The following is an 18,031-nucleotide window of genomic DNA, read 5'->3' on the forward strand; positions in this document are numbered from 1 at the left end:
GAGGTGGCCGGTTTCGGCGAAGGCGATGGCGTGGTCCATGCCTTCGCGCGTGCGCACCTCGCCGATCATGATCACGTAGGCCGCGACGCCGGCCACTGCCCAACAAGAGCCCGCACCGTCGGCCCCGCAGCGCGACGCGGCATTCGTGTTCTGAACCACCACCACGGCGCCCGCGCCGATTCCGCAACGTCAGGAGCTCCACATGAAGTCCACAAAGGCCATGAAGTCCACGCTTTCGACCGCATTCGCAGCGGCGATCCTCGCGCCGGGTCTCGCATTCGCCCAGGCGACGGGCGGTGGCGGTGATTTCACCGAAACCGGCAGCTCGGTCACCAAGTTCTTCAGCAACGTCAACGGGCTGCTGAATCTCGCCTCCATTGCCGTCGTCACGATCGCCGTGATCTTCGCGGGCTACCAGATCGCCTTTGCCCACAAGCGCATCGCTGACGTCGCACCGATCCTCGTGGGCGGATTCCTGATCGGCGCCGCCGGGCAGGTCGCCCGCATGCTGATCGGCGGAACCTGAAGCGGGATCATGCAGAAGAACGTGCTGTTTCGTGGGTGTACGCGCCCGCCCATGTTCATGGGCGTGCCGTACATCCCGTTCTTCGTCGGCGCGGGGAGCGTGGTCCTTCTGTCGTTCTATACGAACGCGCTGTACCTCGTCCTGCTGCCCGTGGTGATTTTCGTGATGCGCCAGATGGCGCGCCGCGACGAAATGATCTTCCGCCTGCTGGGCCTGCGACTGCAGATCCGCATGAAGGTTCGGAACCTCGACCGCCACGACGGCATGTGGGCCTTCACACCGAACGCCTACCGCGATCCACGGGAACCACGCCCGCGGCGGTGAGGTTCGAACCCGTCGCCCGCCCCGTCCCGCGCCGTCCCTGCATTCGAGTTGCCGATGTTCATCCCCGACACGTCCATCAGTGAATTTCTGCCGCTCTCCACCCACGTCTCGGCCACCGTGCTGAAGACCACCGGTGGCGACTTTCTGATGACCTGGCACCTCGAGGGCCTGCCCTTCGTCGGGCGCGAGGAGTGGGAGCTCGAGCACCGCCACAACACGTTCAACCGGATGCTGCAGACCTTGCGAGCTCCGGACTTCGTCAACGTGGCGTTCTGGGTTCACGACGTCCGTCGCCGGCGCCGCGTGCGGGGCGGCGCACGATTCCGGCAGCGGTTCAATCAGGAGCTGTCCGACGCCTACTTCGAGTCGCTTTCGGCGCAGAAGACGATGGCGAACGAGTTGTATCTGACGATGATCTACCGTCCCGTCGTAGGCGGGAAGAAATTCGTCGAGCGCTCCGCGGACACAGGAAAGCTGCAGGCCGAGCAGGACGAGGCGATCGCGCGCATCCAGGAACTCGCGGGCAACCTCGAAGCTGTTCTGAAGGACTACGCGCCGTACCGACTAGGCATGTACGAGGCCGCGAACGGCGTCGTCTTCTCGGAGGCACTGGAATTCTTCGGCTACCTCGTCAACCGGATCGACGAGCCGGTGCCGGTGCTGCAGGCGCCCGTCCACTCGTACCTGCCCGTGAGCCGCCACCTGTTCTCCGGGCGTACCGGCGACTACGTGATCACGACACCCCAGGGGTCGAGTCACTACGGCGCGCTGCTGAACATCAAGGAATACACGGACGGTACGTATCCGGGCATTCTCAATCGCCTCAAGTACCTGGACTTCGAGTACGTCATCACCCATTCGTTCAGCCCGATGGGCCGGCAGGATGCGCTCAAGGTGCTCGACCGCACCAAGGGAATGATGATCTCGTCGGGCGACAAGGCCGTGAGCCAGATCATCGAGCTCGACCAGGCGATGGACCAGCTCGCCTCGGGCAACTTCGTTCTGGGCGAGTACCACTTCACGATGGCGCTCTACGCGGACACGCAGGACCGGCTGTCGCAGAACATCGCGACGGCGCGCGCCGAGCTTTCCAACGCCGGGTTCGTCTCGACCAAGGAAGACCTCGCGGTCGTGTCCTCGTTCTACTCGCAGTTGCCGGGCAACTGGAAGTACCGCACGCGCCTCGCCAACATCAGCTCGCTGAATTTCCTCGGTCTATCGCCGCTGCACAACTTCGCCTCGGGCAAGAAGGACGGCAATCCGTGGGGCGAATGCGTCACCACGCTTCAGACCACCAACGGTCAGCCGTACTACTTCAATTTCCACGCTACGCATCCGGGCGAGAACTCCGTCGGGGAGAAGGCCATCGCCAACACGATGGTGATCGGCAAGTCCGGTACGGGCAAGACGGCGCTGATCAACTTCCTGCTGAGCCAGGTCCAGAAGCTCGAGCCGACGCCGACGATCTTTTTCTTCGACAAGGACCGCGGCGCCGAGATCTTCGTGCGTGCCTGTGGCGGCAACTATCTCGCGCTCGAGAACGGACGTCCGACCGGCTTCAACCCGTTCCAGTGCGAGCGGAGCGAGGAAAACACGCAGTTCCTCTCCGACCTCATCAAGGTCCTCGCCGGCAAGTCGGTCTATACCTCGCGGGAGGAGGAGGACATTTATCGAGCGGTCGAGAACATCCTCGATACCCCGATGCGCTTGCGAACGATGACCAACTTCCAGAAAAGCCTGCCCAACATGGGTGACGACGGGCTTTTCGCGCGGATGCGCAAGTGGACGGCCGGCAACTCCCTCGGCTGGGTCTTCGACAATCCCGAAGACACCATCGATCTTGCGCGGGCCAGCATTATCGGCTTCGACTACACCGACATCATCGACAACCCGGAAGTCCGCGTTCCCGTCATCAATTACTTGCTCCACCGCCTCGAGGCCCTGATCGACGGCCGGCCGCTGATCTACGTGATGGACGAGTTCTGGAAGATCCTCGACGGCAAGGGCGGGCTCAAGGAATTCGCGAAGAACAAGCAGAAGACCATCCGCAAGCAGAACGGCCTCGGCATCTTCGCCACGCAAAGCCCGGAGGACGCGCTGGCGAGCGATATCGCAGCCGCACTCGTGGAGCAGACCGCGACCATGGTGCTGCTGCCGAACCCGAACGCGAGCCGAGACGACTATATCGACGGACTCAAGCTGACCGAGGCGGAGTACCAGGTGGTGGTCAGCCTGGACGAGCGGTCCCGCTGCTTCCTGGTGAAGCAGGGCCACGCCTCCAGCGTCTGCCAGCTCAACCTCCGCGGCATGGATGACGCGCTGTCGGTGATCTCCGCCTCGACCGACAACATCGAGATCATGCACGAGGTGCTCGCGCGCGAGGCCCAGCGCTACGGGGTAACGGTCGATCGGCTGACCCCGGACCAATGGCTGGAGGCGTTCTACGCCAGCCGCAAGGGCTCCGGCAAGTCCGCGAAGACCACGTCTCGCGCGGCCACCCGCAATCCCATTGCCACCACTGCCTAGGAGAGGCCCGAAATGGAAAGTTCATGCCTTCGTTCCATCGGGACGCTGCTTCGCCGTTCAGTCCTCGCTCTGGCGGTCGCTGGTCTCGGTGTCTCGCATACGCCGGACGCTCACGCGCAGCTGTTCACGTCGGAGACCGGTCCGTCCCTGCCGGCACATCTGATGAACCAGTACAACACGCTGACGACCCAGATGCAGGCGTACTTCGAGTACGGGCAGCAGGCGGCGCGCTGGAAGGCGACCTGGGACCACTACTACCAGCAAGTTGCCCGGTTCATGAGCCTGGTGCGCAGCCCGACCCTGAGCAACAAGGTGTCGTTCGAGCCCGTTCCGATGGACTTCGGCGTCCAGGAGCGCTGCGGCGGCACGGGCGGTTTCAGCTTCAGCGTGTCCAGCCTCGCCAATACGATGGTGCCGGACCTGAAAGGCAACATTCGGGACAACCAGCGCAAGCTCTGTGCCCAGATCCAGATGCTGGAGAACCAGAAGTACAACGCCACCGTTCGCTATTTCAAGGAAGTGGCACCGACGCTGAAGGAAGACATGGAGGCGATCAGCGAGAAGCGCCGCGAGAACAACGAGCAGGGCACGCTCGCGGCGATTGCCGAGGCGTCGGCGCGCCTCCAGACCCAGCAGGAGACGAGTGGGAAGGAGCTCGACAATCAGGTCAATTCCTGCGACCGCCTTATCGCGACGCTGACCGCCATGCAGCAGAACCTGGCGCGCCAAGCGCTGAACGGCGCGCCGGACACCGCGATCGGCACGATGGTCAAGACGGCGACGCTGGAAGCGGCTCTCAAGGTCAAGTGACGCACATGGCGCAGCGCGCACGTATCGGGAGACGATGGCCATGACGTGGCTCAGCGGATTCGCGCCGAGAATCGACTCCGTCGGTGACTTCGTTTTTTTCCGGCTGATCCTCGCGTATCTGCGGGACGAGGTGGAGAAGTTCGGCATCGGTCTCATGAGTCGCACCATGTCGTGGGTCGGCATGGCGGCTCTGACGCTGCTGACGCTCTGGATCCTCATCCAGGGCTACCGCATCGCAACGGGCCAGTCGCGCGAATCGATGATGGCGCTGGTGATGAACTCGCTGAAGGCGACGCTCATCCTCAGCGTCGCGACCTCCATGGCGATGTTCGGAACCGACCTGCACCGCATGCTGGCGGTGGACGTGAAGAACGAGATCAACCACGTCGTCACCGGGTCCGACGGCTCGCCCGAACAGGCCATCGACCGGAACCTCGGCTGGATGCAGGTGGCGCTGTCCAGCATCGACGTGCTCGACGTGGCGGGTGACCCGACGTTGGACGCCCAGAAGACGCGTGCCCTGTACATGGTGGGCGTGGGCACCGGCGGCCCGGCGATCGTCGGCGGCACCCTGCTGCTGCTCAACGAGATCGCGCTCGCGCTGTTCATCGGCTTCGGACCGTTGTTTGTCCTGTGCCTGCTGTTCGACCAGACGAAACCGCTGTTCGGCCGATGGCTGTACTACGGACTGGGAACAATGTTCTCGATGGCGGTCCTGAGCGCGATGGTCTCGATCGCGTTGGAAATGGTGGTCCGCGTGGCGAGCGCCTTCTGGGGTGCGGCTTTGCTGGGTGGACTGTTCGGAACGGACTTCAGCGACGGCATGACGAGCCAGGCGATGCAGCAGGGCGGGCTGGGAGTCATCCTGACCACGCTGATCATTACAGCCCCCCCGATGGCGGCCTCGTTCTTCCAGGGGACCTTGGGACACTTCAATTACATGAGTGCATTCGGCGGCAGCAAGGGGCAAGGAAATGGCTTTACGCCGGGCACGCCGGGGTACATTCCCATGTACCAGCCTGCGCAGCCGGCGGCCGCTGCGCCTTCCGCTCAGCCCCGCCCGCTGTTGTCGCCGGCAAGACCGTTGTTCAGCGCACCCAATGCCGGTTCGGCTGTGACCGGCGTGCGCGGCAACGCCGTCCGTCAGCCCACCAACGACGCATAGAGACATGGCAAGCAAGCTTCTGATTTTGCGCCTGGTCCAAGCCCTTGTGCTGGGATGCGTATTCACATCGGGAGGGGCCGCTGCACAGAATTGCGCTCCGGGGATTCCGCAAGGTGGCAACCCTGCCTGCATTCCGCCCAATGCGCCCGGCTCGCCGTACTACGATCCGCCGGCCCCTCGGCCGCTGCCTCCGCCTGTGCCATCGGGTGAATGGGAAAGTCGCTATGGCTCGATCGTGGCCGACTATGCGAACGCGAGGGTCGGGGTATCTGTTCGACAACCGAGCGAGGAAGCTGCGCAGCGGGCCGCTCTTGCCGACTGCCAGAGCTTGGGCGGCCAGAACTGCGAACTGGTAATGACGTATTTCAACCAGTGCGTAGCAATGGCATGGCCTGTTCAGGGCGGTACGGCCTACACCGTTCGCGAGTCGACGCGACAGAAGGCGGAACGCTGGGCTCTGGAGAAGTGTGCCGCGGAAGGAAAAGGATGCGAGATGTCGTATTCCGAGTGCTCGCTGCCCGTATTCCATCCACGGTAGCCCGACGGCATTTCCTGAACCGCTGCAAGAATCGGAGCTGCTGGGCTTCGAAGCATGGGACAGGCGTCACGCCCTAGAATGACGGCCTTGTTGGAGCTGGCCGCATGCATCCGCCGAACGCCCTGAGCCGGAACGACGCTGCGCGTGCGATCTCCGTCGCCCCCATGATGGATTGGACCGACACCCACTGTCGGGCCTTCCACCGGGTGCTCGCGCCCTCGGCGCTGCTCTACACGGAGATGGTCCACGCCAATGCCGTGATCCACGGCGACCGCGCGAAGCTGCTGGTGATGGACGCCAGCGAGCATCCCGTGGCCCTGCAGCTCGGCGGCAGCGAGCCGGCGCTTCTGGCGCGGGCCGCGCGCATCGGGGCGGAGTGGGGCTATGACGAGGTGAACCTCAACTGCGGCTGCCCGTCCGACCGCGTGCAGGCCGGGCGCTTCGGCGCCTGCCTGATGCGCGAGCCGGCGCTGGTGGCCGACTGCGTGGCCGCGATGATCGAGGGCGTGGCGCAGGGCACGCGGCCGGGCGTGCCGGTGACGGTCAAGTGCCGCCTCGGCGTGGACGAGGACGACGACTTCGGCCAGTTCCTGCACTTCATCGACACCGTGGCCGCGGCCGGCTGCGCCACGTTCGTGGTGCATGCGCGCAATGCCTGGCTGAAGGGCCTGTCGCCGAAGGAGAACCGCGAGGTGCCGCCGCTGCGCTACGACTGGGCCTATCGCCTGAAGGCCGAGCGCCCGGGCCTGCGCGTGCTGCTTAACGGCGGCATTGGCGACGTCGACGCGGCGTGCGCCCATCTCGGCCCCGTCGACGGCGTGATGCTCGGGCGCGCCGCCTACCACGAGCCCTACGTGCTGCATCGCCTCGACGCGCGCCTGTCCGGCACGCCCGAGCGCACGCGCGAGGACCTGCTGCGCGCCTACTTCCCCTACATCGAACGCCAGCTCGACGCCGGCGTGCCGCTCAAGCACATCACCCGCCACGTGCTGGGCCTGTTCAATGCCGAGCGCGGCGGCCGCGCCTTCCGCCAGGTGCTGAGCGAAGGCTCGCACCGACCGGGCGCCGGGCTCGCGCTCGTCGAGCAGGCGCTGGACTGCACCCGTCCCGACGGGCTCCGGAGATCCGCATGATCACGCGCGACCGCGCCGCCTTCCTCGACGCCGCCGCGCGCTGCGCCGCCGACTTCGGCCCCGCCACCGCGCAGGCCGCGTTCCTGGTGACGCCGGACGGTTTCGCGCGCGCCGAGCAGTCGGCCGCCGACAACCGCTACATGGCCGACGCCTCGGGCTTCGATGCGCGCGGTGCGCTCGACGAGCATCGCGCGCTGCAGGCCGCGCTGGCGACCTCGGTGGCGGTGGTCGCGTTCCCGGGCGATGCGTCCACGCCCGATGCACTGTTTCCCAACAACGTCTTCGCCACCGCGCGCGTCGATGGCGCGCGTCGCTTTATCGTCGGCCGCATGCGCCACGAGGTGCGCCAGCGCGAGGCCGCGCGCGACGACATCCGTGGTTTCTTCGCCGGCGTGCTCGGTGCATCGACCGTCGACCTGTCGACGCAGCCGCATCCCTGCGAACTCACCGGCGCGCTGGTGATCGACCGCGCGCGCGGCCTCGGCTTCGCGGGCCTCTCCGAGCGCTGCGACGACGAAGGCGTGCGTCTCATGCACGAGGCGTTCGGCCTGCGCGCGACGTTCGTCTTCGACCTCGCGCCGGGCGAGTACCACACCAACGTGGTGCTCGCGGTGCTGGCCGGGCGCGCGGTGCTGTACGCCCCACGCGGGTTCGCCGACGTCGACGATGCGTGCACGATCGCCGCGGTGTATGCGCCGCATGCGATCGGGCTCGATGCGGACGAAGCGGCCGCGTTCGCCGCCAACGCGATCGCGCTCGACGGCGAGCGCGTGTGGATGAGTGCGCGCGCGGCCGGCAGCCTGCGCGCATCGACCCGCGATGCGCTCGCCGACGCGGGGTTTTCCGTGCAGAGTGTGTCGCTGGACGCGATCGAAGCGGCCGGTGGCTCGCTGCGCTGTTGCGTCGCCGAGATCTACTGAAGCGCTGAACGGGGACAGCGACATGAAGGAAAAGTTCAGAGCGGATTCACTGCCTCGGGCCAAGAATCCGTCCGCATCACGGTGCTGCACCGCCGTCTCCCGAGCCTTCCCATGACCTACGGTCGCCTGACCCTCGCCCTCCTGCTCGCCACCGCCGCGGGCACCGCCCTGGCGGACCCGCCGTCCGGCCGTGGCCCGGAGCCGCGCGAGCCGCGTGCCGCCATGGGTCACGAGAGCCGGCCGGAAGAGCATTCGCTCGCCGAGTCGGTGCGCCGGGTCGAGCGGGCTACCCGCGGCCAGATCCTCAGCGCCGAGCGCGTGCCGTTCGAAGGCCGCGACCTCAACCGCATCAAGGTGCTCGACCAGACCGGCCGTGTGCGGGTGATCACCGAGGACCCGCGTCGCCAGCCGCCGGACCGCGGCGACGACTGAGCGGCCGTCCTGTCAGGTTCCTGAACAGGATTCGCGTACACGCCGCCGCGACGGCGGCCGCGACTAAGCTACCTGAACAGCCGGGCGGCCCTTGCCGCCGCGGGCGCAGATGCTGAGGAGCCTGGACATGCGAATCCTGCTGGTCGAAGACGAAGCCCCCCTGCGCGAGACGCTCGCCGCCCGCCTGCGGCGCGAGGGCTTTGCCGTGGACGCGGCCCAGGACGGCGAGGAAGGCCTGTACATGGGCCGCGAGGTGCCCTTCGACGTCGGCATCATCGACCTCGGCCTGCCCAAGATGACCGGCATGGAGCTCATCCGGGCCCTGCGGCAGGAAGGCAAGAAGTTCCCGGTGCTCATCCTCACCGCCCGCTCGAGCTGGCAGGACAAGGTCGAGGGCCTGAAGCAGGGCGCCGACGACTACCTGGTGAAGCCGTTCCACGTCGAGGAACTGCTCGCCCGCATCAATGCGCTGGTCCGTCGTGCCGCCGGCTGGAGCAAGCCGCAGCTCGAATGCGGCCCGGTCGTGCTCGACCTCGCCGCGCAGACCGTCAACGTCAACGGCAGCAACGTCGACCTGACGAGCTACGAGTACAAGGTGCTCGAGTACCTCATGATGCATGCCGGCGAGCTGGTCTCGAAGGCCGACCTCACCGAGCACATCTACCAGCAGGACTTCGACCGCGATTCCAATGTGCTCGAAGTCTTCATCGGGCGGCTGCGCAAGAAGCTCGATCCCGATGGTTCGCTGAAGCCGATCGAGACCGTTCGCGGCCGCGGCTACCGTTTCGCGATTCCGCGCAGCGGCGAGTGATGCGGCGGCGGTGCGCCGGACGCGCCGCTCCGTTTCCCCATCGCAACCGGCCCTGCGCCGGACGTGCCGGCCCGTGCCGGGTGCGCCATGCCATTGCGTCCTGCACGCGGCCTTCGCCAGTTCGAACTGCCGCTGTCCGCAATGCGCGCGGCGCTGGTTGCCTGAACGCCATTCACGCATGATCGTGCGATGAGGATCGGACAGCCCCGTTCGCTGCAGACGCGCCAGTTGCTGGCGGCAAGCCTGTTCCTCGTCGCCTTCCTCGCGCTCGCCGGCTACGCGCTCGACCGCGCCTTCCTCAAGACCGCACGCGACCACCTGCGCGAACGCCTCGAGAGCTATGCGCTCTCGCTCGCGCGCGACGGCGACTTCGCGCGCGACGGCACGTTCGTGCCGTGGTACCAGACGCCCGACGCGCGCCTCGAGCGACCCGGCAGCGGCCTCTACGCGGAAGTCGTGTTTCCGAACGGCCACTGGGATTCCCAGTCGGCGCAGGGTCCGCGACTGCCGCCGGCCGCATTGCTGCCCGCGGGCAAGAGCCGCTTCGAGGGCCCGCTGACGATGCGCGAGATCGACGGCGCCGAAGGCGAGGTCTACCGCTACGGCATCGGCCTGATCTGGTCGAGCGACGAGCGCAACCCGGCCGCGGAATTCCCGTACACGATCTACATCTACGAAAGCACCGACGCGCTGAGCGAGCAGATCGCGGTCTTCCGCTCCGCGTTGTGGCGCTACCTCGGCGGCGCGGGCCTGGTGCTGGTGCTGCTGCAGGGCGTGATCCTGCGCTGGAGCCTGCTGCCGATGCGGCAGGTCATCGCCGAGCTCAAGCGCGTGCAGCGCGGCCAGGCGCAGCGCATGAGCGAGCAGCATCCGCGCGAGCTCGAGCCGCTCACCGAATCGATCAATGCCTTCATCGAGAGCGAGCGCGAGAACCTCGACCGCCAGCGCAACACGCTCGCCGACCTCGCGCATTCGCTCAAGACGCCGCTCGCGGTGCTGCATTCGCGACTCGAAGCCACCGCCGGCGACGAGGCGGGCCTGCGCGAGGACGTCGCGACGCAGGTGCAGCGCATGAACGACATCGTCTCCTACCAGCTCGCGCGCGCCGCCAGCCGCGGGCATGCGCTGTTCTCCGCGCCGATCGCGATCGGGCCGCATGCCGAGCAGATCGTCACCAGCCTCGAGAAGGTGTACGCCGGCAAGGGCGTGCTCTGCGAATTCGAACTCACCGACGGCATGCAGTTCTACGGCGAGCCGGGCGACCTGCAGGAACTGCTCGGCAACCTGCTGGAGAACGCCTTCAAGTGGGCGAAGTCGCGCGTGCTGCTCACGGTGCAGCCGATCGCCTGCGAGGGTGGCCGTCGCCCGGGCGTGCTGGTGGCGGTGGACGACGACGGCCCCGGCATCCCGCCCGACAAGGTCGCGCTGGTCCTGCAGCGCGGTGTCCGCGGCGACGAGCGCGTGCACGGCCACGGCATCGGTCTCGCCATCGTGCAGGACCTCGTGCGCGCGTACCGCGGCACGCTGGAGGTCAAGGCATCGGACGAACTGGGCGGCGCGCGCTTCGAAGTGGAGCTCCCGCCGGGGCTTTGACCGCACGCCGGTAGAATGCGGCGGATGTCCTTTCCCGTCCGCGCCATCACCCTCGACCTCGACGACACGCTGTGGCCGATCGCGCCGGCGATCGAGCGCGCGGAAGCGGCCCTGGACGACTGGCTGGCGACCCATGCGCCACGCGCTGCGGAACGTTGGCCGCGCGCCGCGCGCCAGGAGCTGCGGCTGCGCATCGATCGGGAGCGTCCGCATCTCGCGCACGACATGACCGTGCAGCGGCAGTGGATGCTCGAGCGCATGCTCGCCGACGCGGGCGAGGATCCGGCGCGCGCCGACGAAGCCTTCGAAGCCTTCTTTGCGGGCCGCTGCGATGTCGAGCACTACCCCGACACGGTCGAGGCGCTGGAGCGCCTGGCCGCGCGCGTGCCGCTCGCCTCGCTCACCAACGGCAATGCCTGCCTGGTGCGCATCGGGCTGATGCCGCTGTTCCGCTTCCAGCTGGGCGCGCGCGACCACGGCGCCGCCAAGCCCGATCCCGGCATCTACCTCGCCGCGTGCGAACGCTTGGGCGTCGCGCCGGCGCACGTGCTGCACGTCGGCGACGACATCGACCTCGACGTGGTCGGCGCCGCGCGTGCCGGCCTTCGCACCTGCTGGATCGACCGACGCGGCGAACGCTGGCCGCATGCGCACGTCCAGCCCGACCTGCATTTCCCCGACCTCGCCGCGCTGGCCGACTGGCTGGACGCGAACGCCCCACAGGACATCGCATGAACCTGCCGCCTGGATTCGTCGCCTCGCCCGAGGGCGCCCTGCCGCTGCATGTCGTCGACCGCGCGCGCGCGCCGCAGTGGCGCGATGCGCTGTCACCGGTCGCGCGCGGCTGGCTCGACGCACAGGCCTTCGATGCCGCCCCCGGCACCGCGATCGTGGTGCCCGGAGACGACGGCGCCCCGGCCGCCGCGCTGCTGGCGATCGGCGATGCGCTCGATCCGTTCGCGTATGCCCACGGCCCGCAGGCGCTGCCGGTCGGCGACTACGCGCCCGCCGGCACGCTCGACGCCGCCGAACGCCACGCGTTGCTGCTCGGCTGGGGCCTCGGCAGCTACCGCTTCAGTCGCTACCGCGCCGCGCCCCGCGCGCCCGCGCGCCTGCACGCCGCCGAGCTGCCCGACGAGGTGCGCGACGTACTGGCCGCCTGCGTGCGCGTGCGCGACCTCGTCAATACGCCGACGCAGCACATGGGTCCGGACGAGCTGGAGCGCACCGTCTGCGAGATCGCCGAGGTGCACGCCGGCGCGCGCATCCACGTGGTCGGCGGCGACGACCTCGTCGAGCAGAACTTCCCCGCGATCCATGCGGTCGGCCGTGCCTCGCATCGCGCGCCGCGCCTGATCCGGCTCGACTGGGGCGACGCGGCGCATCCGCACGTCGCGATCGTGGGCAAGGGCGTCTGCTTCGACACCGGCGGCCTGAACCTGAAGACCGGCGACGGCATGCGCAACATGAAGAAGGACATGGGCGGTGCCGCGCATGCGATCGCGCTCGCCGAACTCGTCATGGCGAGGCGCCTGCCGATCCGCCTCACGCTGCTGGTCCCCGCGGTCGAGAACGCGGTCGGCCCCGACGCGCTGCGTCCGGGCGAAGTCATCGCCACGCGCAGCGGCGTGCATGTCGAGATCGACAACACCGACGCCGAAGGCCGCCTGATCCTTGGCGACGCGCTGGTGCATGCATCCGAAGAGTCGCCGGCCCTGCTGATCGACTTCGCCACCCTCACCGGCGCCGCACGCATCGCGCTGGGGCCCGACCTGCCCGCGCTGTACGCGAACGACGAAGCACGCGCGGCCGCACTGCTCGAAGCCTCCGCGACGACGCGCGACCCGCTCTGGCGCATGCCGCTGTGGCGCCCGTACTGGCGCTACCTCACCAGCGGCATCGCCGACATCGCCAACAGCGGCCCCTCGCGCATGGCCGGCAGCATTACCGCCGCGCTGTACCTCGAACGTTTCGTGCCGCCGGGCCAGCCGTGGCTGCACATGGACACGTATTCGTGGAACGACGCCGACCGCCCGGGGCGGCCCGCCGGCGGCGAGGCGCAGGGGCTGCGGGCGGTGTTCGCGATGCTCAAGGCGTTCGCGGGCGGGAATTGAGGCTATGCGGGTTGCTCGGCAAGTCCGCTATGCCATCGATCGCGTGCCGAACCCCTGTTGCTCGAGCGTACTAATCGGCCCTGATCTTCCGACCACTTGGTCCCGACTTCGCCCAAGCGAGGTAGTCGCGGATCACGTTCCACATGCGTGAGCCTGACGGCGTCACGAGCGCATGGTCGCCGTCCTTGACGGCCCAGTAATAGATCGGGCGTCGCGGCTGATCGATCATGAGTTCGACCACCGCGAGGTCCGCGGAAGACACCGGTACGCTTTCGTCCCGCCCGCCATGGGCGATAAAGACGGGCACGTCACTCTTGCGTAACGACGCGAGCGAGGAATTCGCGAGCGCGAAGGATTGCCAGCGGCGGGCACTGTATCCCTTGTAGGAATGCGGGGCTGTGCCTTTCAAGAAGTGGTCGAGGTCAGCGAAGGCAGCCTGCACACCCTTGAGGTCGCCCCGTTTGCGTGCCGCGGCCACGAAGTCCGCGAACTGGGTCGGTCCGGCGCTGCCGATCAGGAGGAGCGAACTGACCGGCGAACCCGGGGCCGCGGCCGCGCCTGCAGCAACGTCTCCGCCTTCCGAAACCCCGACCAGGTGAATCGAGCTCACCCAAGGCTGGGCTTTGAGCCACCTGATCTGCACGAGTGCATCGGCGACTCGTTGCTCCAGGGTCACTCCGCCGTTGCGGTCGGTACACGGGCTTCCGCTTGTCACCGCATCGACGGAAAACCGCGGTAGCGAAGCGAGCGTCTTGAGCGAAACCATGTTTCGCCGCTCGAGGTAGACGACGTTGACACCCAGCTCGTTGCCGTCGGCTGCCGCCAGCAAAGGTACCGTTGTGAAGCCGTCGCCCGGCGCGCGCCCGTCCAGAGCGACGAACACGGGTGCACAAAGGGATCCGGGGATCACGACCATGGCCGGCCGCCTTTGCGGGCCCATGTACCCGATGATGTCAAGTCGATCGCCTTCGGTATTGCGAAGCGTGGTTCGTCCCATGTCCGCCAGCGCCGGAAAGTCCCGGAACGACCTGCCGGCCGATGCGTCGTGCGACGCCAGCAGCGTGACGGTCAGCAGTGTGGTTGCAACCCGAATCCGCATGCCGCGCGCTCCCTGTGCTTCGCGGGGACGATAGCGCGTCGATAGCGCGACTGCGCGGCGAACGTGGCTTTGCGCGAGCCCATGCCGTCCGTGTCCGCATGTCCTGCCCGCCTCCGCTTTCGACCCGAGGCGCACATAGGGACCGCGCCGCAGCGTGGGACAGCTCCGACGCTCCTAGCGATGACCTCGACTACGGCGCGTCACTGTCGAAATCGCCGGTGATCGACGCGTGCTTACAACCACCCCTTCTGCCGAGCCAATCGATAGGCCTCGACGCGGTTCGCCGCGCCGAGCTTGCCGATCGCCTCGGACAGGTAGTTGCGCACGGTGCCGGGCGAGAGGTGCAGCTGCGCGGCGATGTCGCCGGCGGTCATGCCGTCGCCGGCGAGGCGCAGCACCTGGCGCTCGCGGTCGTTGAGCGGGTCGGCTTCGGACCAGGCGTCGACCGCGAGTTGCGGATCGATCGCGCGGCCGCCGCGGTGCACCTGGCGGATCGCGTCGGCGAGCTGCTCGGCGGGCGCGTCCTTCAGCACGTAGCCGCCGACGCCCGCGTCGAGCGCACGGCGGAGGAATCCCGCGCGCGCGAACGTGGTGGCGATGACCACACGCACCGGCAGTTCGTGGCGACGGATGCGCTGCGCGAGTTCGAGGCCGGTGAGTCCGGGCATTTCGATGTCGGTGACCAGCACGTCGGGCTTCAGTCGCTCCACCTCGCGCCAGGCCGCGATGCCGTCGGGCGCCGCGCCCACGACTTCGAGGTCGCTCTCCAGCGACAGCAGGGCGCTGAGGGCGCCGCGCACCATCGCCTGGTCCTCGGCGAGCAGTACGCGGATCATCGGGCAGGCACGTTCGGCATCGGCCCGAACGGTAGCAGACGCGTCAGGCCGCGGCGGCGTCGAGGCCGTCGCCGGGCAATGCGGTGGCGACCTTCGGCAGCGGCACGCAGGCCTCGAGCCGGGTGCCGCCGGACGACGACTCGATGCGCAGCGTGCCGCCCAGCGCCTCAAGCCGCTCGCGCATGCCCGACAGCCCGTTGCCCGGCGCGATCGCACCGCCGCGGCCGTCGTCGACGACGCAGAGCTTCACCTCGCGCGGGGTCGACGACAGCGTGACCTCCGCATGCCGTGCGCGCGCATGGCGCTGGATGTTGGTGACCGCCTCGCGCACCGTGAGCGCGAGCACCGTCTCGATTTCCGGCGGCAGCGTGACCGGCGCGAGCGCGTACTGCAGTTCCACCGCATCGGCCTCCAGCAGCAGGCGGGCCGAGGCGAGCTCCGCGCCGAGGCCCGCCGCGCGGATCCCGGTGACCGCGCTTCGCACCTGCGTGAGCGCTTCGCGCGCGACGCGGCTCACTTCGCCGAGTTCGCGCCGCGCCGCGACCGGATCGCGGTCGACGAGTTTTCCCGCGAGCTCGGACTTCAAGGCGACGAGCGACAGCGTGTGGCCGAGCAGGTCGTGGAGGTCGCGGCCGATGCGCTCGCGCTCGGCGAGCGCGGCGAGCCGGCGCACTTCGTCGTGGCTGAGCTTGAGCGCGACGTCCGCCTGCTTGCGACGGATGTAGTGCACGTTCATCAGGCCGACCACGAGGCCGACGATCACCGCATTGAGCACGAACAGCCACGGGAACCCGAGACGGAGCCAGTAACCCGCGTAGGCCGCGAGCAGCACCAGCATGGCCACCACGGCACCCCGTGGGGCGAAGCAGAACGGCAGGTACGCGCAGGCATAGATGATGTAGCCCTGCGCGCCGGGATTGAACGGCGTGACCGCGAAGCCGAGCGCCGCCAGCGCGAGCGTGATCCACGGAATGAAGCGACGGTCGCCGTAGTGCGCGCGGTAGAACAGCGCGAGGAACAGCGCGTAGCTCACCAGCGTGGGCGCGATCCAGCGGGGGAACGCCCGCGGCTCCATGAGCGGCACGAGGAAGATCCAGATCGACCAGACCAGGTTGAGCCAGCTGTACCAGCCGGTGCCCGGCTCCGTGATCCGCAGCAAGGGCCGGCGCTCGGCGGTTCGGTTCGCGGTCATGGCAGCGGTCCTGGACTGGGCGACATCATGCCGCAGCCGCCTCAGCCGCGCGCCAGGCGGCGCCGCGCGGCGAAGAAGAACGCCATGCCGTAGACCGCCAGCACGAGGACGTGCAGCCCGGTGCGGCCGTCGCTCTTCGCGCCGACCACGTCGAGCGCGATCTGCGCGAGATGGTGCGCGGGCCAGACCGGCGCGAGCGTGGCGATGAAGGGCGGCAGCATCGACAGCGGCATCCACAGCCCGGCGAGGAAGGCCATCGGCAGGTAGATCATGTTGATGACGGCCGGCGCGCCCTGGCCGCTCGCGAGGCTGCCGACGAACAGGCCGATCGCGCAGAACGGCAGCACGCCGAACGCATCGACCAGCACCAGCCGGATCGCCTGCGACGCCGACAGCGAGACGCCCGCGAGCGTGGTGGCGATGGCGAGCAGCAGCAGCGAGATCGCCGTGGCGAACACCATCGCCATCGCCATGCGGGAAAACATCACCGCGCCACCGGGCACCGGCTGCGCGCGCTTGAGCGCGAGGAAGCCGCGCTCGCGGTCCATCGCGATCGCCACGCCGAAGCCGAACAGACCCGGCGCCATCACGCCGAAGACGCCGTACGTGGCGACCAGGTGCGTGGCGACCTGCGGCCCGCCCTTGTGGTTGAGCAGCACGGCGAACAGCACGTAGAACATCGGCGGAAACACCAGCGTCGGCACCGCGAACGACGGCGAGCGCAGCAGGCGCAGGAACTCGTTGCGGGCTTCCAGCCAGTACGTGCGCAGGACGTTGGGGCGTGCCGGAAGGGCGAGGGTGTTCATGCGGCCTCCTTGGTGATCTCGACGAAGGCGTCGGCGAGGCCGGCGCGCGCGACTTCCAGCTCCGACAGCGTCGGGTCCTCGGTGAGCAGGCGGTAGACGACGGCTTCCGCGGCGTCGGCCACGATCTCCAGCCGCGCGCCGTCACCGCTCGCGGCCTGCACTTCGGGCCACGCGGCCACCACGGCCGCATCGAGCGCCGAGACGCAGCGCACGCGGCGTTGCGCGACGCGCGAGCGAATCTGCGCGACGCTGCCCTGCGCCACCACGCGGCCGCCGTTGACCACCACCACGCGGTCGGCGAGCGCCTCGGCTTCCTCGAGGTAGTGGGTGGTGAGCACCACGCCCGCGCCGTCGGCGACGAGTTCGCGGATTGCCGACCACAGGCGCTGGCGCGCATCGATGTCGAGGCCAGTGGTGGGTTCGTCGAGGAAGAGCAGCTTCGGACGCCCGCAGATCGCCATCGCGAACTGCACGCGGCGCTGCTGGCCGCCGGACAGGCGCCCGTAGCGGCGCCCGAGCAGGCCGTCGAGGCCGGCGAGCGCCACGCAGTCGGCGACGCTGCGGGGGGCGGCGTAATAGCTGCGCGTGACCTCCAGCAGCTCGCCGACCTTCAGCGTGTCGGGAATGCCCGCGGACTGCAGCATCACGCCGATGCCGCGGCGCGCATCGAGCTCGCGCGGGTCGCGGTCGAACAGCTGCACGCGGCCGTCGTCGGCGGTGACCAGGCCGAGCATCAGCCCGATCGAGGTCGACTTGCCGGCGCCGTTCGGGCCGAGCAGCGCGAGCACCTCGCCGCCGCGGACCTCGAGGTCGAGCCCATCGAGGGCGACGACATTGTCGTAGCGCTTGCGCACGCCGGCCAGGCGGGCGAGCGGGGCGAGCGTGACCGTAGAACCCATGGCGCGTCTCCGGTGGAAGGTGCGGCCACGATGCGCCGCGCGACGCGCGCCGGGCAGTCGCGGCTGTCAGGCATTCCACATGACACTCGTCAGGTGACGCGGCCCCGGCCGCGGCCTACTCTGCGGCCCTATCGACGGCCTGCCGGGGGGCGGCCGCCGAACCCCCCGAACCGCCTGGAGTGCGATGAACACGTCCGCCGACCTGCTGAAGGAACTCCGTATCGACCGCAGCGCACCGCCGCCGCCGAACCGTCGCCGCCTGTGGATCGGGCTGGGCGTCGCGCTCGGCCTGATCGCGGTGGTGGTC

General features: G+C 68.6%; 18 protein-coding genes. 13 read left to right on the forward strand and 5 right to left on the reverse strand.

Features of this window, described 5'->3' with window-relative positions; translation table 11 throughout:
* Positions 1 to 202: 202 nt before the first annotated feature.
* The 13 genes from ACY35P_RS12025 (at position 203) to ACY35P_RS12085 (ending at position 12,892) form a co-directional block, all read left to right on the forward strand.
* Positions 203 to 526 carry a TrbC/VirB2 family protein gene (locus tag ACY35P_RS12025; protein WP_462116074.1) on the forward strand — a complete coding sequence of 108 codons (324 nt, stop codon included), beginning with the start codon at positions 203 to 205 and terminating at the stop codon, positions 524 to 526.
* Positions 527 to 535: 9 nt separating this feature from the next.
* Complete coding sequence (locus ACY35P_RS12030; protein ID WP_462116075.1) at positions 536 to 850, forward strand: VirB3 family type IV secretion system protein; 315 nt, start codon at positions 536 to 538, stop codon at positions 848 to 850.
* A gap of 54 nt (positions 851 to 904) precedes the next feature.
* Entirely contained in the window at positions 905 to 3,376 is a 2,472-nt protein-coding gene (locus tag ACY35P_RS12035; RefSeq protein WP_462116076.1) for a VirB4 family type IV secretion/conjugal transfer ATPase, read from the forward strand.
* Positions 3,377 to 3,538: 162 nt separating this feature from the next.
* Positions 3,539 to 4,186 (forward strand): hypothetical protein, encoded by a 648-nt coding sequence (locus ACY35P_RS12040; RefSeq protein ID WP_462116077.1) that lies wholly within the window; start codon positions 3,539 to 3,541, stop codon positions 4,184 to 4,186.
* A gap of 34 nt (positions 4,187 to 4,220) precedes the next feature.
* Entirely contained in the window at positions 4,221 to 5,351 is a 1,131-nt protein-coding gene (locus tag ACY35P_RS12045) for a TrbL/VirB6 family protein (RefSeq protein WP_462116078.1), read from the forward strand.
* A 4-nt stretch (positions 5,352 to 5,355) separates the two neighbouring features.
* Entirely contained in the window at positions 5,356 to 5,889 is a 534-nt protein-coding gene (locus ACY35P_RS12050; protein WP_462116079.1) for a DUF4189 domain-containing protein, read from the forward strand.
* A 104-nt stretch (positions 5,890 to 5,993) separates the two neighbouring features.
* On the forward strand, positions 5,994 to 7,022 hold the full coding sequence (dusA, locus tag ACY35P_RS12055) for a tRNA dihydrouridine(20/20a) synthase DusA (protein ID WP_462116080.1): 1,029 nt from the start codon (positions 5,994 to 5,996) through the stop codon (positions 7,020 to 7,022).
* Positions 7,019 to 7,942: an arginine deiminase-related protein gene (locus ACY35P_RS12060; protein ID WP_462116081.1), complete on the forward strand. Its 924-nt coding sequence runs from the start codon at positions 7,019 to 7,021 to the stop codon at positions 7,940 to 7,942. Before dusA ends, ACY35P_RS12060 begins: the two co-directional genes overlap by 4 nt.
* Positions 7,943 to 8,053: 111 nt before the next feature.
* Entirely contained in the window at positions 8,054 to 8,374 is a 321-nt protein-coding gene (locus tag ACY35P_RS12065) for a hypothetical protein (protein ID WP_462116082.1), read from the forward strand.
* Between the two features lie 127 nt (positions 8,375 to 8,501).
* Complete coding sequence (locus ACY35P_RS12070) at positions 8,502 to 9,185, forward strand: response regulator transcription factor (protein ID WP_462116083.1); 684 nt, start codon at positions 8,502 to 8,504, stop codon at positions 9,183 to 9,185.
* A gap of 189 nt (positions 9,186 to 9,374) precedes the next feature.
* Positions 9,375 to 10,778, forward strand: coding sequence for an ATP-binding protein (locus ACY35P_RS12075; RefSeq protein ID WP_462116084.1), 1,404 nt, complete (start codon positions 9,375 to 9,377; stop codon positions 10,776 to 10,778).
* A 24-nt stretch (positions 10,779 to 10,802) separates the two neighbouring features.
* Complete coding sequence (locus ACY35P_RS12080; protein WP_462116085.1) at positions 10,803 to 11,513, forward strand: HAD family hydrolase; 711 nt, start codon at positions 10,803 to 10,805, stop codon at positions 11,511 to 11,513.
* On the forward strand, positions 11,510 to 12,892 hold the full coding sequence (locus ACY35P_RS12085; protein ID WP_462116086.1) for a leucyl aminopeptidase family protein: 1,383 nt from the start codon (positions 11,510 to 11,512) through the stop codon (positions 12,890 to 12,892). Before ACY35P_RS12080 ends, ACY35P_RS12085 begins: the two co-directional genes overlap by 4 nt.
* Positions 12,893 to 12,962: 70 nt before the next feature.
* Here ACY35P_RS12085 and ACY35P_RS12090 read toward each other — a convergent pair whose 3' ends face one another.
* From ACY35P_RS12090 to ACY35P_RS12110, 5 genes are all read right to left on the reverse strand, one after another.
* The gene (locus tag ACY35P_RS12090) at positions 12,963 to 13,991 is read right to left on the reverse strand and encodes an alpha/beta hydrolase family protein (RefSeq protein WP_462116087.1); all 1,029 of its coding nucleotides are present in this window, start codon (positions 13,989 to 13,991) and stop codon (positions 12,963 to 12,965) included.
* 233 nt (positions 13,992 to 14,224) lie between these two features.
* On the reverse strand, positions 14,225 to 14,827 hold the full coding sequence (locus ACY35P_RS12095; protein WP_462116088.1) for a response regulator transcription factor: 603 nt from the start codon (positions 14,825 to 14,827) through the stop codon (positions 14,225 to 14,227).
* Between the two features lie 43 nt (positions 14,828 to 14,870).
* On the reverse strand, positions 14,871 to 16,019 hold the full coding sequence (locus ACY35P_RS12100; protein ID WP_462116089.1) for a sensor histidine kinase: 1,149 nt from the start codon (positions 16,017 to 16,019) through the stop codon (positions 14,871 to 14,873).
* A 41-nt stretch (positions 16,020 to 16,060) separates the two neighbouring features.
* Entirely contained in the window at positions 16,061 to 16,825 is a 765-nt protein-coding gene (locus ACY35P_RS12105) for an ABC transporter permease (RefSeq protein WP_462116090.1), read from the reverse strand.
* On the reverse strand, positions 16,822 to 17,724 hold the full coding sequence (locus tag ACY35P_RS12110; protein ID WP_462116091.1) for an ABC transporter ATP-binding protein: 903 nt from the start codon (positions 17,722 to 17,724) through the stop codon (positions 16,822 to 16,824). Before ACY35P_RS12110 ends, ACY35P_RS12105 begins: the two co-directional genes overlap by 4 nt.
* Between the last annotated feature and the right edge of the window lie 307 nt (positions 17,725 to 18,031).

Source organism: Lysobacter xanthus (assembly GCF_047159895.1).

Excerpts from the sequence above, each read along its gene's own strand:
- ACY35P_RS12070 (WP_462116083.1), top strand. The coding sequence starts at position 8,502 with ATGCGAATCCTGCTGGTCGAAGACGAAGCCCCCCTGCGCGAGACGCTC.
- ACY35P_RS12080 (WP_462116085.1), top strand. The coding sequence starts at position 10,803 with ATGTCCTTTCCCGTCCGCGCCATCACCCTCGACCTCGACGACACGCTG.
- ACY35P_RS12025 (WP_462116074.1), top strand. The coding sequence starts at position 203 with ATGAAGTCCACAAAGGCCATGAAGTCCACGCTTTCGACCGCATTCGCA.
- ACY35P_RS12050 (WP_462116079.1), top strand. The coding sequence starts at position 5,356 with ATGGCAAGCAAGCTTCTGATTTTGCGCCTGGTCCAAGCCCTTGTGCTG.
- ACY35P_RS12045 (WP_462116078.1), top strand. The coding sequence starts at position 4,221 with ATGGCCATGACGTGGCTCAGCGGATTCGCGCCGAGAATCGACTCCGTC.
- dusA (WP_462116080.1), top strand. The coding sequence starts at position 5,994 with ATGCATCCGCCGAACGCCCTGAGCCGGAACGACGCTGCGCGTGCGATC.
- ACY35P_RS12040 (WP_462116077.1), top strand. The coding sequence starts at position 3,539 with ATGAACCAGTACAACACGCTGACGACCCAGATGCAGGCGTACTTCGAG.
- ACY35P_RS12090 (WP_462116087.1), bottom strand. The coding sequence starts at position 13,991 with ATGCGGATTCGGGTTGCAACCACACTGCTGACCGTCACGCTGCTGGCG.
- ACY35P_RS12100 (WP_462116089.1), bottom strand. The coding sequence starts at position 16,019 with ATGACCGCGAACCGAACCGCCGAGCGCCGGCCCTTGCTGCGGATCACG.
- ACY35P_RS12065 (WP_462116082.1), top strand. The coding sequence starts at position 8,054 with ATGACCTACGGTCGCCTGACCCTCGCCCTCCTGCTCGCCACCGCCGCG.
- ACY35P_RS12035 (WP_462116076.1), top strand. The coding sequence starts at position 905 with ATGTTCATCCCCGACACGTCCATCAGTGAATTTCTGCCGCTCTCCACC.
- ACY35P_RS12085 (WP_462116086.1), top strand. The coding sequence starts at position 11,510 with ATGAACCTGCCGCCTGGATTCGTCGCCTCGCCCGAGGGCGCCCTGCCG.
- ACY35P_RS12095 (WP_462116088.1), bottom strand. The coding sequence starts at position 14,827 with ATGATCCGCGTACTGCTCGCCGAGGACCAGGCGATGGTGCGCGGCGCC.
- ACY35P_RS12060 (WP_462116081.1), top strand. The coding sequence starts at position 7,019 with ATGATCACGCGCGACCGCGCCGCCTTCCTCGACGCCGCCGCGCGCTGC.
- ACY35P_RS12030 (WP_462116075.1), top strand. The coding sequence starts at position 536 with ATGCAGAAGAACGTGCTGTTTCGTGGGTGTACGCGCCCGCCCATGTTC.
- ACY35P_RS12075 (WP_462116084.1), top strand. The coding sequence starts at position 9,375 with ATGAGGATCGGACAGCCCCGTTCGCTGCAGACGCGCCAGTTGCTGGCG.
- ACY35P_RS12105 (WP_462116090.1), bottom strand. The coding sequence starts at position 16,825 with ATGAACACCCTCGCCCTTCCGGCACGCCCCAACGTCCTGCGCACGTAC.
- ACY35P_RS12110 (WP_462116091.1), bottom strand. The coding sequence starts at position 17,724 with ATGGGTTCTACGGTCACGCTCGCCCCGCTCGCCCGCCTGGCCGGCGTG.